The organism is Aquibium sp. ELW1220 (assembly GCF_030398385.1).
In the GTDB taxonomy this organism is placed as follows: domain Bacteria; phylum Pseudomonadota; class Alphaproteobacteria; order Rhizobiales; family Rhizobiaceae; genus Aquibium.
Genome location: NZ_JAOAOQ010000011.1, coordinates 98,866 through 112,671, shown reverse-complemented (window position 1 = coordinate 112,671; position 13,806 = coordinate 98,866). Strand labels below are relative to the sequence as shown.

The 13,806-nt window shown below is 68.0% G+C and carries 12 protein-coding genes; all 12 read left to right on the top strand.

Going from position 1 to position 13,806, the window contains the following annotated elements; translation table 11 throughout:
* Positions 1-166: 166 nt before the first annotated feature.
* The 12 genes from N1F91_RS12645 to N1F91_RS12590 all read left to right on the top strand — a co-directional run bounded on the left by N1F91_RS12645 (position 167) and on the right by N1F91_RS12590 (position 13,805).
* Positions 167-550 carry a RidA family protein gene (locus tag N1F91_RS12645; protein WP_289992580.1) on the top strand — a complete coding sequence of 128 codons (384 nt, stop codon included), beginning with the start codon at positions 167-169 and terminating at the stop codon, positions 548-550.
* Between the two features lie 170 nt (positions 551-720).
* The gene (locus N1F91_RS12640) at positions 721-1,653 is read left to right on the top strand and encodes a sugar phosphate isomerase/epimerase (protein ID WP_289992579.1); all 933 of its coding nucleotides are present in this window, start codon (positions 721-723) and stop codon (positions 1,651-1,653) included.
* 99 nt (positions 1,654-1,752) lie between these two features.
* On the top strand, positions 1,753-2,568 hold the full coding sequence (locus N1F91_RS12635; protein WP_289992578.1) for a metallophosphoesterase: 816 nt from the start codon (positions 1,753-1,755) through the stop codon (positions 2,566-2,568).
* A 180-nt stretch (positions 2,569-2,748) separates the two neighbouring features.
* Complete coding sequence (locus N1F91_RS12630; protein ID WP_289992577.1) at positions 2,749-3,981, top strand: 3-methyl-2-oxobutanoate dehydrogenase (2-methylpropanoyl-transferring) subunit alpha; 1,233 nt, start codon at positions 2,749-2,751, stop codon at positions 3,979-3,981.
* A 1-nt stretch (position 3,982) separates the two neighbouring features.
* The gene (locus N1F91_RS12625) at positions 3,983-4,996 is read left to right on the top strand and encodes an alpha-ketoacid dehydrogenase subunit beta (protein ID WP_289992576.1); all 1,014 of its coding nucleotides are present in this window, start codon (positions 3,983-3,985) and stop codon (positions 4,994-4,996) included.
* A 1-nt stretch (position 4,997) separates the two neighbouring features.
* The gene (locus tag N1F91_RS12620) at positions 4,998-6,332 is read left to right on the top strand and encodes a dihydrolipoamide acetyltransferase family protein (RefSeq protein ID WP_289992574.1); all 1,335 of its coding nucleotides are present in this window, start codon (positions 4,998-5,000) and stop codon (positions 6,330-6,332) included.
* Between the two features lie 232 nt (positions 6,333-6,564).
* Complete coding sequence (gene lpdA / locus N1F91_RS12615; RefSeq protein ID WP_289992573.1) at positions 6,565-7,962, top strand: dihydrolipoyl dehydrogenase; 1,398 nt, start codon at positions 6,565-6,567, stop codon at positions 7,960-7,962.
* A gap of 185 nt (positions 7,963-8,147) precedes the next feature.
* Positions 8,148-9,728 (top strand): ABC transporter substrate-binding protein, encoded by a 1,581-nt coding sequence (locus tag N1F91_RS12610; protein WP_289992633.1) that lies wholly within the window; start codon positions 8,148-8,150, stop codon positions 9,726-9,728.
* Between the two features lie 66 nt (positions 9,729-9,794).
* A complete protein-coding gene (locus N1F91_RS12605; RefSeq protein WP_289992570.1) occupies positions 9,795-10,775 on the top strand; it encodes an ABC transporter permease in 981 nt (326 codons plus the stop codon).
* Positions 10,772-11,731 carry an ABC transporter permease gene (locus N1F91_RS12600; RefSeq protein WP_289992568.1) on the top strand — a complete coding sequence of 320 codons (960 nt, stop codon included), beginning with the start codon at positions 10,772-10,774 and terminating at the stop codon, positions 11,729-11,731. Before N1F91_RS12605 ends, N1F91_RS12600 begins: the two co-directional genes overlap by 4 nt.
* The gene (locus N1F91_RS12595; protein ID WP_289992566.1) at positions 11,728-12,777 is read left to right on the top strand and encodes an ABC transporter ATP-binding protein; all 1,050 of its coding nucleotides are present in this window, start codon (positions 11,728-11,730) and stop codon (positions 12,775-12,777) included. The genes N1F91_RS12600 and N1F91_RS12595 overlap by 4 nt, the downstream gene beginning before the upstream one ends.
* The gene (locus N1F91_RS12590; RefSeq protein ID WP_289992564.1) at positions 12,774-13,805 is read left to right on the top strand and encodes an ABC transporter ATP-binding protein; all 1,032 of its coding nucleotides are present in this window, start codon (positions 12,774-12,776) and stop codon (positions 13,803-13,805) included. The genes N1F91_RS12595 and N1F91_RS12590 overlap by 4 nt, the downstream gene beginning before the upstream one ends.
* Position 13,806: the final 1 nt, after the last annotated feature.

Here is a 13,806-nt window from a genome sequence, read left to right as displayed (position 1 = left end):
GCCCCCCGACCCCGTTCGAGCGGAAGCTCGCGACAGGTGGCTTCGAACCGGGCGCCGCGCCGCTGCCCCCTCCGCCTTGCGGGGAGGGGAAGCCGGAGAGACCCCGTCGACATCCCTCCCCGCCCGTGCATGATTGCCCCCGACACACCTTTCGCAGAGGCCCGCCATGCTCACCCACCTCACCCCCGACGGCGTGCGCGCGCCTTTCGCGGCCTACAGCCATGCGGTGGAAATCGAGGCCGGCGCGCGGCTGGTGTTCTGCTCGGGCCAGCTCGGCATTTCGCCAGACGACGTCGTCCCCGAGACCGCCGGGGCGCAGGCCGAACTCTGCTTCGCCGCCATCGCGACCATCCTCGCCGCCGCCGGCATGACGCTGAAGAACGTCGTCCGCATCAACGCCTACGTCACGGCCCGCGAGCACATGAAGCCCTACATGGCCGTCCGCGACCGCCTGTTCCAGGCCCCCTCCCCGGCCTCCACGCTGATGATCGTCGGCGGCTTCACCCGCGAGGAGTTCAAGGTCGAGGTCGAGGTGGTGGCGGCAGGCTGACGGCGGCTGCCGTCCCGTCCAAGGGGAATGGGGCGATGACGCCAGCCGGCCGTCATCGCCCTGTCAGACGGATTTGCCATGGACCGCGGCGGGCGGTCAGCGCAGCGTCGCAGGCCGGCCGGCTATTGCCTCCGTACAAGCGCTTCCCGACCTGGAAAAGGACCTCCCGCATGCTCTCGAACGGCGCCGCCGGCACAGGGATCACCGCCCACAAGCGTCGAAACGACCTGTCGGACTTTGCCGACGAGCTCGACATGATCGAGCGTCTCGGCGTGGAATGGATCGAACTGTCGACCTTCGACATGGACGTCGTGGTGGGCGGCCGCATCCGCCGGCCGCAGATGGAAGCGCTGAAGCGCGCCTGCGCGGGCCGCTCGGTCGGCTACACCGTGCATGGACCTCTGGCGATCAACTTCATGGACGAGCCCTACCGGCTGCAGCGCCACATGGACGTCCTCGCCGCCTCGCTGGAGGTCGCGGCCGAACTGGATGCCGCGCACTACGTCATCCATTCGGGCCTGGCGCCGATACAGCAGGGCGACGGGCTGGAGGCTGCCTATGCGCGCCAGCGCGAGTGGCTGGCGCGGGCCGGCGACGTCGCGCGCAGCACCGGCCTCGTCCTGTGCGTTGAAACGTTGTTCGCCGGCTTCGACGGCAAGGTGCACGCCTCGTCGCCGCGCCGGCTTGCCACGGAACTCGCGGCGATCGACCACCCGAACGTGCGGGCGACGATCGACTTCAGCCACTCCTGGCTGATGCTCGACTGGGAAGGACGCCGCGCCGATTTCGTCGAGGAGATCAGGACGCTGGCGCCTTTTGGCCGCCACCTGCACATCCATGACAGTTTCGGCCGCCAGGACGACATCTGGATGTACACCGAAGGCGAACGGCTGGCCTATGGCCATGGCGACCTGCACCTGCCGGTCGGCTGGGGCGACATCCCCTGGCAGACGCTGATCGCCGAATGCGTCTTCCCGCAGGGTACGGTGTTCAACATCGAGCTGAACCAGCGCTACTGGTATGCCGCGCAGGAGACGGTCGAGGCGACGAAGGCCCTTGCCGCCCGCGCGCGCATCGGCGCCGAACCGGCCGTGGCCGCCTGAACCGGCGCGCCGCGCCCTTGAACGGCGCTCCCGCCTGTGAGACGGATAGAGCCGCGTGCCGACGACATTCCCGCCCCGCACCCTAGATCACGACGCCAGATGACCAGAGCACCGACCTTCATCCACTTGACCGACCTCCATGCCCACTGCGACCGCGACGTGGACGGCATCGACACGATGGCCAATCTGGACGCGGCGCTGTCGATGATCGCGGCGATCGATCCGGCGCCTGATTTCGTCATCGTCAGCGGCGACCTGACCGACAAGGGCGACGCCTCGAGCTACCGCGCCGTACGCCAGCGGCTGGAGGCACTCGGCATGCCGGTGCTCTGCGCCCTCGGCAACCATGATTCCCGCCCCGGCTTCCACGAAGGCATGCTCGACCGCACGACCGGTCTCGACGCGCCCTATGTCTACGACCGTGTCTTCGACGGCGTTCATGTCATCGTGCTCGACACCAGCGTGCCGGGCAAGGTGAGCGGCGCGCTGGGCGACGACCAGTTCGCCTTTCTCGACGCGGCGACGCTGCGCCATCCGGACCTGCCCAAGATCGTGGTGATGCACCACGGCCCGCGGATCGTGACGGAATCGCCCTTTGCGTGGGAGAGCCTGGACGAGGCCGAAACAGAGCGACTGCGCCGCACGCTGGCAGGCCGGCCTGTCGCCGGCATCCTCACCGGCCACATCCATCATGACGGCGTCTCGCTCTGGCACGGCGTTCCGGTGGTTGTCGGCAACGGGCTGCACGACTTCATCGACCCCACCTATCGCAACGGCCTCAAGATTCACACCGGCGCCTCCTTCGGCCACTGCACATTGCGCGGCTCGGGGCTGGCAGTCGCCTTCGTGCCGCTGCCGTCCGACCGCCGCCACCTCGTGACGCTCGACGCCGAGACGGTGCGCGGGTTCGAATAGTCCGCCCGAAGGCCTTCCCCCGCAACAAGATGTCGCCGCCCGGCATCTCGCCGGATCGCTTCTTGCTATCTTCGCCCGGGAACCGTTTCCCCCTTGTCCGCGCTTGTCTCCGGTGGACAATGACGCCCGCCTGCCGCAGCGGCATCGCGCGGCGCAGGGCGCCCAGGGAAGAGACACGCCATGGCAGACACCGTTCCGCTTCGCCTCAACGTTCCCGAACCGGAGGTCAGGCCGGGCGGCAAGCCGGACTTTTCCAGGGTCAGCATCCCCAAGGCCGGCAGTGTCGACCGGCCGCCCGTCGACGTCGCGCCCGAAGCGATCCGCGACATGGCATGGTCCATCATCCGCGTGATGAACCGCAAGGGCGAGGCGGTCGGTCCCTGGGCCGGCACGCTGACCCCCGAGGAGACGCTCTCCGGCCTGCGCGACATGATGCGGGTGCGCGCCTTCGACAAGCGCATGCTGATGGCGCAGCGCCAGGGCAAGACCTCGTTCTACATGCAGTGCCTCGGCGAAGAGGCGATCGCCTGCGCCTTCCGCAAGGCGATGAGCGACGGCGACATGAACTTCCCGACCTACCGCCAGCAGGGCCTGCTCATCGCCGGTGGCTATCCGATGGTCGACATGATGAACCAGATCTTCTCCAACACGAAGGACCCCATCAAGGGACGCCAGTTGCCGGTGATGTATTCGTCGAAGGCGCACGGCTTCTTCACGATCTCGGGCAATCTCGCGACCCAGTTCGTGCAGGCCGTAGGCTGGGCCATGGCCTCGGCGATCAGCCGCGACACGAGGATCGCGGCGGCCTGGATCGGCGACGGCTCGACGGCGGAAAGCGACTTTCACGCCGGCCTCGTCTTCGCCTCCACCTACAAGGCGCCGGTGGTGCTCAACATCGTCAACAACCAGTGGGCGATCTCGACCTTCCAGGGCATCGCCCGCGGCGGCTCGGGCACGTTTGCCGCGCGCGGCCACGGCTTCGGCATCCCTTCGCTGCGCGTCGACGGCAACGACTACCTCGCCGTCCACGCCGTGGCGAAATGGGCGATCGAGCGGGCGCGCAGCAATCTCGGCCCGGTGCTGATCGAATACGTCACCTACCGCGCCGCTGCGCATTCGACCTCCGACGATCCCTCCGCCTACCGCCCCAAGGAGGAAAGCGACGCCTGGCCGCTGGGAGACCCCGTCGAGCGGCTGAAGAACCATCTCGTCGCGATCGGCGCCTGGTCGCCCGAGCGCCACGCGCAGGCCGAGGCCGAGATAGACGCCGAGGTTCTGGCCGCCCAGAAGCAGGCCGAGGCGAACGGCACGCTGCACTCAGGCCCGAAGGCCTCGCCGCGTGACATCTTCGAGGACGTCTATGACGTGATGCCGCCGAATCTCAGGCGCCAGCGTCAGGAAGCGGGGTTCTGAGATGCCGCGCATGACGATGATCGAGGCGATCCGCGACGCGCACGTGGTCGCGATGGAACGCGACGGCAAGGTGGTGGTGTTCGGCGAGGACGTCGGCTATTTCGGCGGCGTCTTCCGCTGCACGCAGGGGCTTCAGGAGGGCTTCGGCAAGGATCGCTGCTTCGACAGCCCCATCAACGAGGCCGGCATCGTCGGCACGGCGATCGGAATGGCCACCTACGGCCTGCGCCCCTGCGTCGAAATCCAATTCGCCGACTACGTCTATCCGGCATACGACCAGATCGTTTCGGAGGCCGCGCGCATCCGCCACCGCTCGGCCGGCGACTTCACCTGCCCGATCACCATCCGCATGCCGACAGGCGGCGGCATCTTCGGCGGCCAGACGCACAGCCAGTCGCCCGAGGCGCTGTTCACCCACGTCTCCGGCCTTAAGGTCGTCGTCCCGTCGAACCCATACGACGCAAAGGGTCTGCTGATCGCCGCCATCGAGGACGACAATCCGGTGGTCTTCCTGGAGCCGAAGCGCCTCTACAACGGCCCGTTCGACGGCCATCACGACCGTCCGGTCACGCCCTGGTCGAAGCACCCGCTGGGCGAGGTGCCCGCCGGCCACTACACCGTCCCGCTCGGCAAGGCGGTGGTGCGACGGGAAGGCTCGGCGGTGACCGTGCTGGCCTACGGCACCATGGTCTACGTTGCAGAGGCGGCCGCGCAGGAGAGCGGCATCGACGCCGAGGTGATCGACCTGCGGACCCTGCACCCGCTCGATCTCGACACGATCGTCGCTTCCGTGAAGAAGACCGGGCGTTGCGTGATCGTGCACGAAGCGACCCTGACCTCGGGCTTCGGCGCGGAACTGGCCGCCCTGGTGCAGGAGCACTGCTTCTACCATCTGGAGGCGCCGATCCGCCGTATCGCCGGCTGGGACACGCCCTATCCGCACGCCCAGGAATGGACCTACTTCCCCGGTCCGGCGCGCCTTGCTGCGGCGCTCGTCGAGGTCATGGAGAGCTGACATGGGCGTGTTCGTGATCAAGATGCCGGACGTCGGCGAGGGCGTCGCCGAGGCCGAGCTCGTCGAGTGGCACGTCAAGGTGGGCGACCCGGTCAAGGAAGACATGGTGCTGGCCGCCGTGATGACCGACAAGGCCACGGTCGAGATCCCCTCCCCGACCGACGGCACGGTCGCCTGGCTGGGCGGCGAGATCGGCGAGCAGATCGCCGTCGGCGCGCCGCTGATCCGCCTCGACGTGGCGGGCGACGGAAACGTCAGGGACGGCACGGATGCCGAGCCGCCGGCGAAGGAACCAACCGCGCAGGCACCGTCCGAGGCTCGGGCTGCCATAAACCCCGCAACCGCGGCGCAGAAGCCGGCCCCAGCCACGTCCGAGGATGACGACGAGGCGGGCGGCCCGACCCAGCCGGTCGAAAAGCCGGAGCCCCCGCGCCGCACGCTGCCGGCACATGCCCGCAAGGAAGGCGAAAAGCCGCTCGCCGCGCCCTCCGTGCGGCTGAAGGCGCGCGAGCGCGGCATCGACCTGCGTTTTGTGCCGGGCACCGGCCCTGCCGGGCGCATCACGCATGAGGACCTCGACGCCTTCGCCGAGCAGGGCGCGCGCCCGATCGCTCCGGCGGGCAAGGCGCCCGACCACCGCGTTACCGAGTTCAAGGTGGTGGGCCTGCGCCGCAGGATCGCGCAGAAGATGGCGCTGTCGAAATCGCGCATTGCCCACATCACCTATGTCGACGAGATCGAGATGGATGCGCTGGAACAATTGCGCGCGAGCCTGAACGCCAGCCGCCGCGACGACCGGCCGAAGCTGACGCTGCTGCCATTCCTGATGCTGGCCATGGTGAAGGCGCTGAAGGAACAGCCCAACATCAACGCCCACTACGACGACGAGGCAGGCGTCGTGCGCCAGTTCGGCGGCATTCATTGCGGCATCGCCGCGCAGACAAAGAACGGCCTAGTCGTACCGGTTGTGCGTCATGCGGAAGCACTCGACCTATGGGGAGCGGCGGCCGAAATCGTGCGCCTGGCCGAAGCCGCCCGCAACGGCACGGCGACGCGCGAGGAACTGACCGGCTCGACCATCACCATCACCTCGCTCGGCGCGCTCGGCGGCATCGCCACCACGCCGGTGATCAACCATCCGGAGGTGGCGATCGTCGGCGTCAACAAGATGCAGGTCCGGCCGATGTGGGACGGGACGCAGTTCGTGCCGAAGAAGATGATGAACCTGTCCTCGAGCTTCGACCACAGGGTCATCGACGGCTGGGATGCCGCGGTCTTCGTGCAGCGCGTCAAGGCGCTGCTCGAGACGCCGGCCTCGATCTTCATCGAGGGGTGAGGCGGATGATCTTGGCCGCGAGACGTCGCGTTCCGTCGCGCCCCCCTCTGTCCTGCCGGACATCTCCCCCACGAGGGGGGAGATCGGGCAGCATGGAAGTTGTCGCCAATCGCCAGCGTTGCAGGAAGAGCGCCATCGCTCGGGCTGCCGATCTCCCCCCTCGTGGGGGAGATGTCCGGCAGGACAGAGGGGGGCGCCGTAGGGCGCAGGTATCGCCATTCGGAGCCGCCCCATGATCGACATCACCTGCCAGCTCCTCGTCATCGGCGCCGGGCCCGGCGGCTATGTCTGCGCCATCCGCGCCGGCCAGCTCGGGCTCGATACCGTGATCGTCGAGGCGGCGAAGCCCGGCGGCACGTGTCTCAATGTCGGCTGCATCCCCTCCAAGGCCATGATCCACGCGGCCGAGGAATTTGCCAGGCTCGGGCATTTCGCGGCCGGCACCTCGTCGCTCGGCATCACCGCCGCCTCTCCCGCCATCGACCTCGCCCGCACAGTCGAATGGAAGGACGGCATCGTCCGCCGCCTCACCGGCGGCGTCTCCGGCCTGCTCAAGAAGGCCGGCGTCAAGCAGGTCGAGGGCTGGGCGCGTTTTCGCGACGGCAAGTCGGTGGTGGTGGAGACCCCGACCGGGCCGCAGCGCATCCTGGCCGGGACCGTGGTCATCGCCACCGGCTCCGAAGCGGTAGCGTTGCCCGGTCTGCCCTTCGGCGGCAACGTCCTTTCGTCCACCGAAGCGCTTTCGCTCACGGCGGTGCCCGAGCGGCTGGCGGTCGTCGGCGCCGGCTATATCGGCCTCGAACTCGGCACCACCTTCGCCAAGCTCGGCGCGAAGGTGACGATCCTCGAGGCGGCCGATCGCATTCTGCCGCTCTGGGACGCGGATCTGACGCGCCCCGTCGCACGGCGGCTGGAAAAGCTCGGCATCGAGGTCCTGACCGGTGCCAGGGCCGACCGCTACGCCGAAAACACCGGAACCCTCGCTTTCGTCGACGCCGAAGGCGCGAGCCGAACGGTGGCCGCCGACAAGGTGCTGGTGACCGTCGGCCGCAGGCCCGCGACGCGCGGCTGGGGCCTGGAGGAACTCGATCTCACCATGGACGGCCACGCCATCGCCGTCGACGAGCACTGCCGCACCTCGATGCGCGGCGTCCATGCCATCGGCGACGTCACTGGCGAGCCCATGCTGGCGCACCGGGCCATGGCGCAGGGCGAGATGGTGGCCGAGATCGCCGCCGGGCACCGCAGGGCCTGGGACAGGCGGGCCATTCCTGCCGTCTGCTTCACCGATCCCGAGATCGTCTCGGCTGGGCTGTCGCCGACCGACGCGCAAAAGGCCGGTATCGATACGCGGGTTGGCATGTTCCCCTTTCAGGCCAACGGCCGCGCCATGACGCTGGAGCGCGACGACGGCTTCGTCCGCATCGTCGCCCGCGCCGACGATAACGTCATCCTCGGCATCCAGGCGACCGGCGTGCAGGTGTCGGAGATGGCGGCCTACTTCGCGCATGCCATCGAGATGGGCGCGCGCCTGGAGGATGTCGCTGCCACGATTCACGCCCATCCGACCATGGGCGAGGCGGTGCAGGAAGCCGCCATGCGCGCCCTCGGCCACGCGCTGCACCTCTGAAGCTCCCGCATGGCTGCCGGCAGCCCCTGGAGGGAAACGCAACCGGGCCTGTCGACACGGGTTGCGTTGGCCTCGCCTTTCCCGGATAGTGCGTATCCGGGTACGACGGGCCGCGCGAAACGACGGTCGGTGCCACAAATGGGAGATTGTTGATGATCGCACGATTCCGTACGAACTGCCTTGCCATGTCCGGCCGCAAGGCCCTGCTCGCCGCAACGGCGAGCCTTCTGCTCGGCACTGCGGCGCAGGCCGAGACGCTGCGCTTCGCCTTCCAGGGCACACTGAACGCGCTCGACCCCTACACGCTCAACGAGACCTTCTCGCTCGGCATGTTCGGCAACGTCTACGAAGGTCTCACCAAGCGGGACAAGGACCTCCAGATCATCCCTGGCCTCGCCGAGAGCTGGGAACTGGTCGATCCGCTGACCTGGCGCTTCAATCTCCGCAAGGGCGTCAAGTTCTCCAACGGCAACGACTTCACGGCGGCCGACGTGGTCTTTTCCGCCGAGCGCGTCCGCGACGCCTCCTCCGACCTCAAGACGCGCATCCCCGCCGATTCCGTCTGGACGGCCATCGACGACCACACGGTCGAGGTTAAGCTTACCTCGCCCAATCCCATTCTCCACTACGAATGGGACACCTGGTACATGATGGACAAGGAATGGGCCGAGGCCGAAGGCGCGACCAAGCCGATCTCCGCCAAGGACACCAACCCGGGTCCGGCGGCCTTCAAGACCAACGGCACCGGCCCCTTCACGATCGAGAGCCACGAGCCCGGCGTGAAGACGGTCTTCAAGCCGAATGCCGGCTGGTGGGGCACGCCGGAGCACAACCTGACCGAAGTCGTGTTCACCCCGATCGCCGCCGACGGCACGCGCGTGGCGGCCCTGCTCGCCGGCGACGTCGACCTGATCGACCCGGTGCCGGTGCAGGACATCCCGCGCGTCAACGCCGACCCGAACACCGAAGCGATGACGGGTCCGGAACTGCGCGTCATTCATCTCGGCTTCAACCAGATGGACGACGAGCTCGCCTCCTCCGACGTCAAGGGCAAGAACCCGTTCAAGGACCCGAACGTCCGCAAGGCGCTGTACCAGGCGATCGACATCGAGGCGATCAAGGAACGCGTCATGCGCGGCCTGTCGACGCCGGTACCGCTGCTCATCGCCAACGAGCAGTTCTCCGGCTCCAAGAACTTCACGCGCTGGCCCTATGATCCCGAAGCGGCCAAGAAGCTGCTCGCCGATGCGGGCTATCCGGACGGCTTCACCGTCGGCATGGATTGCCCGAACGACCGCTACGTCAACGACGAGGCGATCTGCCAGGCCACCGTCTCGATGCTGGCCAGGATCGGCGTGAAGGTGAACCTCAACGCCCAGCCCAAGGCGCAGTACTTCGCCAAGGTGCTGGCGCCGGGCGGCTACGACACCGACTTCTACCTGCTCGGCTGGACGCCCGGCTCGTTCGACTCCTGGAATGTCCTGGTCAATCTCGCGGGCTGCCGCGACGAGACCGGCAAGGGCGGCCCCTTCAACCTGGGCGGCTACTGCAACAAGGACATGGACGCGCTCGCCGCCAAGATCGTGGTCGAGACCGACACGGCCAAGCGTGACGCCATGATCACGGAAGCCTACACGATCATGACGCAGGAGACCTCGCACATCCCGCTGCACCAGCAGTCGCTGGCCTGGGGCAAGCGCAAGAACGTCGAGATCGTCCAGCGCCCCGACAACCAGGTCCTGTTCTACTGGGCCAAGGTGAACTGACGGCCTCCGCCGCGACAACGGCCCGCGCACCAGCGCGGGCCGCAACGCTCAGAGAGGCTTGACCGCATGCTCGCTTTCGCCATCCGGCGACTCGTCCAGGCCATCGGCGTCATGCTCGTCGTGGCGCTCATCTCCTTCATCATGTTTCGCTTCGTCGGCGACCCGGTGAACCAGCTCGTCGGGGTCGACACCTCGCCGGAGGATCGCGCGGCACTGCGCGAGGCGCTGGGGCTCAACGACCCTGTGCTGTTGCAGTTCGGTCGCTTCATCCTGCGGGCCGCCCAGCTGGATTTCGGCATCTCCTACCAGTTCAAGCAGCCCGTGGCGGCGCTGATCGCCTCGCGCCTGCCGGCGACGCTGGAGCTTTCGCTCGTCTCCGCCTTCTTCGCGCTTGCCGTCGGCGTGCCGATGGGCGTCTTCACCGGGCTGTACCCGCGCTCCTGGGCGTCGCGCGCTTTCCTGGCCATCTCGCTGATCGGTGTCTCGCTGCCCACCTTCCTGATCGGCATCCTGCTCATCTTCCTCGTCTCGGTGAATCTCGGCTGGCTGCCTTCCTTCGGGCGCGGCGCCGTCGTCGACATCGGCTTCGGCTGGACCACCGGGCTGCTGACCACGTCGGGCCTGCAGTCGCTGATCCTGCCGTCGATCACGCTCGGCCTGTTCCAGATGACGCTGATCATGCGGCTCGTGCGCGGCGAGATGCTGGAGGTGCTGCGCACCGACTACATCAAGTTCGCCCGTGCCCGTGGCCTGTCGCGCCGCGCGATCAATTTCGGCCACGCGCTGAAGAACACCCTCGTGCCGGTCATCACCATCACCGGCCTGCAGGTGGGCTCCATCATCGCCTTCGCCATCATCACCGAGACGGTGTTCCAGTGGCCCGGCATGGGCCTGATGTTCCTGCAGGCCGTGCAGAGCGTCGACATTCCGATCATGGCCGCCTACCTGCTGCTGATCGCCTTCCTGTTCGTCACGATCAACTTCATCGTCGACCTGCTCTACGTCGCGGTCGATCCCCGCATCAGGCTCGGAGGCGCACGCGGATGAGCGACGCGACCGAAGCCGCGCCAGTCGAAACGGCCGCACGCGCACCTGGCCTGGTCGCCCGGCTGCGCGACAACGACATCTGGTTCTCCTTCACCCGCTCGCCGATTACCGTCATCTCGGCGGTCGTGACGCTTCTGCTGCTTTTGTCGGCGCTGTTTGCGCCGCTGATCGCGCCGCACGATCCGTTCGACCCGGCGACGCTGTCGATCATGGACTCCTTCTTCCCTCCGGCCTGGACCGGCGAAGGCGACCCGCGTTTCCTGCTCGGCACCGACGACCAGGGCCGCGACATCCTGTCGACCATCCTCTACGGCATGCGCATCTCGCTCGCGGTTGGCTTCGCCAGCGTGCTTTTCGCGATGGTGGTGGGCGTGACGCTCGGCCTGCTCGCCGGCTATCTCGGCGGCGTCGTCGATTCGGTGATCATGCGTATCGCCGACGTGCAACTGACCTTTCCGGCGATCCTGATCGCACTCCTGATCGACGGCGTGGCGCGCGGCGTCGCCGGACCCAACTCCTACCAGGACATCGTCTTCGGCGTGCTCGTTCTGTCGATCGGCCTGTCGTTCTGGGTGCAATATGCACGTACGGTGCGCGGCTCGGTGCTGGTCGAGAAGAACAAGGAATATGTGCTCGCGGCGCGACTGATCGGGCTCAGGCCCTGGACCATCATGGTCAAGCACGTTCTGCCCAACGTGCTCGGTCCGGTGCTGGTGATCGCCACGATCAACCTCGCGCTCGCCATCATCACCGAGGCCACCCTCTCCTTCCTCGGCGTCGGCGTCCCGCCGACGCAGCCGTCGCTCGGCACGCTGATCCGCATCGGCAACGACTTCCTGTTCTCCGGCGAATGGTGGATCACGATCTTTCCCGGCATCACGCTGGCCATCCTCGCGCTCTCGGTCAACCTGCTCGGCGACTGGCTGCGCGACGCCCTGAATCCGAAGCTCAGATGACCCCCACCCTTTCCGTCAGAAACCTCAGGGTCGAAATTCCGACGCGCCGCGGCGTGCTGAGGGCCATCGACGACCTGTCCTTCGACATCGCGCCCGGCGAGGTGCTCGGCATGGTGGGCGAATCCGGCGCCGGCAAGTCCATCACCGGCTCGGCCATCATCGGCCTGCTGGAACCGCCGGGCCGGGTGGCGGGCGGCGAGATCAGACTGGCCGGCGAGCGGATCGACCACCTGCCGCCCGAGCGCATGCGCCACGTGCGCGGCAAGCGCATCGGCATGATCTTCCAGGATCCGCTGACCAGCCTCAACCCGCTCTACCGCATCGGCGAGCAGCTGACCGAGACGATCCTGACGCATGAGCAGCTGTCTGGCCGCGCCGCGCGCGACAAGGCGCAGCGCCTGCTGGAGGAGGTAGGCATCCCGGCCGCGGCCGAGCGGCTGTCGGCCTATCCGCACCAGTTCTCCGGCGGCATGCGGCAGCGGGTGGTGATCGCGCTGGCGCTCGCCGCCGACCCGCAGCTCGTCATCGCCGATGAGCCGACAACGGCGCTCGACGTCTCCGTCCAGGCGCAGATCATCGCCCTGCTCAAGCGCATCTGCGCCGACCGCGGCGCCTCCGTCATGCTGATCACCCACGACATGGGCGTGATCGCCGAGACGGCCGACCGCGTCTGCGTGCTCTATGCCGGGCGTCTGGCCGAGATCGGACCGGTGCGCGACGTGGTCAAGCATCCGCAGCACCCCTACACGCGCGGCCTCATGGCGGCGATCCCCTCGCTGGCCGGCGATCCCGACGAGAAGCTTGCGCAGATCCCCGGATCGATGCCCAGGCTGGGTGCGATCCCGCCTGGCTGCGCCTTCAACCCGCGCTGCGACTTCGCCTTCGACCGCTGCCGCGCGGAGCGGCCCGACGCCTATCCGGCCGGCGCCACCCAGGCCGCCTGCTTTCTGCACGACGCGAAAAACCCGCCGCCGCCAGAGATCGCCGGCCGCGCATCGGAGGTCGGTCTCGGCGTCACGCGGGCACCGGCGGAGGTCCCGCAATGAACCCCGCCGAAACCTCATTGGTCTCACCAGGCCCCGCCACCGACGCCCCGCTGGTCGAGGTCAAGGGGCTGCGACGCGTCTTCGACCTGTCGAAGCCGCTGCTCAACCGCCTGATCGAGGGCGGCGGCCGCGTGACGCTGACGGCGGTCGACAGCGTCGACTTCTCCATCAGGCGCGGCGAAACCTATGCGCTGGTCGGCGAATCCGGCTCCGGAAAGTCGACGATTGCCAAGATGGCCGTGGGCCTTCTGCCGCCCTCGGCCGGCTCCATCACCATCGAGGGCATCGACGTCTGGGGCGAGAAGTCGGCCGACGTGCAGCGCCGCATGCGCCGCCGCATCCAGATGATCTTCCAGGATCCCTTCGCCAGCCTCAACCCGCGCTGGCGCGTCGGTTCCATCGTCGAGGAGCCGATCAAGGCTTTCGCCATGATCCCGGACGCGAAGGACCGCGCCGCCCGCGTCGGCGAACTTCTGTCGCTGGTCGGGCTCGACCCGCGCGACGGCAGCAAGTTCCCGCACGAGTTCTCCGGCGGCCAACGCCAGCGCATCGCCATCGCCCGCGCTCTGGCCTCCGAACCGCATTTCATCGTCTGTGACGAGCCGACCTCGGCGCTCGATGTCTCGGTCCAGGCGCAGGTGCTGAACCTGCTGCGCGAGTTGCAGGAGCGGCTCGGGCTGACCTACCTCTTCATCAGCCACAACCTCGCCGTGGTGCGCCACGTGGCCACCCGCGTCGGCGTGCTATATCTCGGGCGGCTTGTGGAGGAGGCGCCGGCCCGCGAACTCTTCGCCGACCCGAAGCACCCCTACACCCGCATGCTGCTCGACGCGGTGCCCGACATCGAGATGGCGGGCAAGGAACGGCTGGCGATCGCCGGCGAGATCCCCAACCCCGTCAACCCGCCCCCCGGCTGCCACTTCCACCCCCGCTGTCCCTTCGTGATGCCGCACTGCAAAACGGTGGTCCCGCCGGTGCTGGCGAGGGGGGATGCGGGGGTGAGGTGTCACCTCTTTGCGGAGGGGTGAT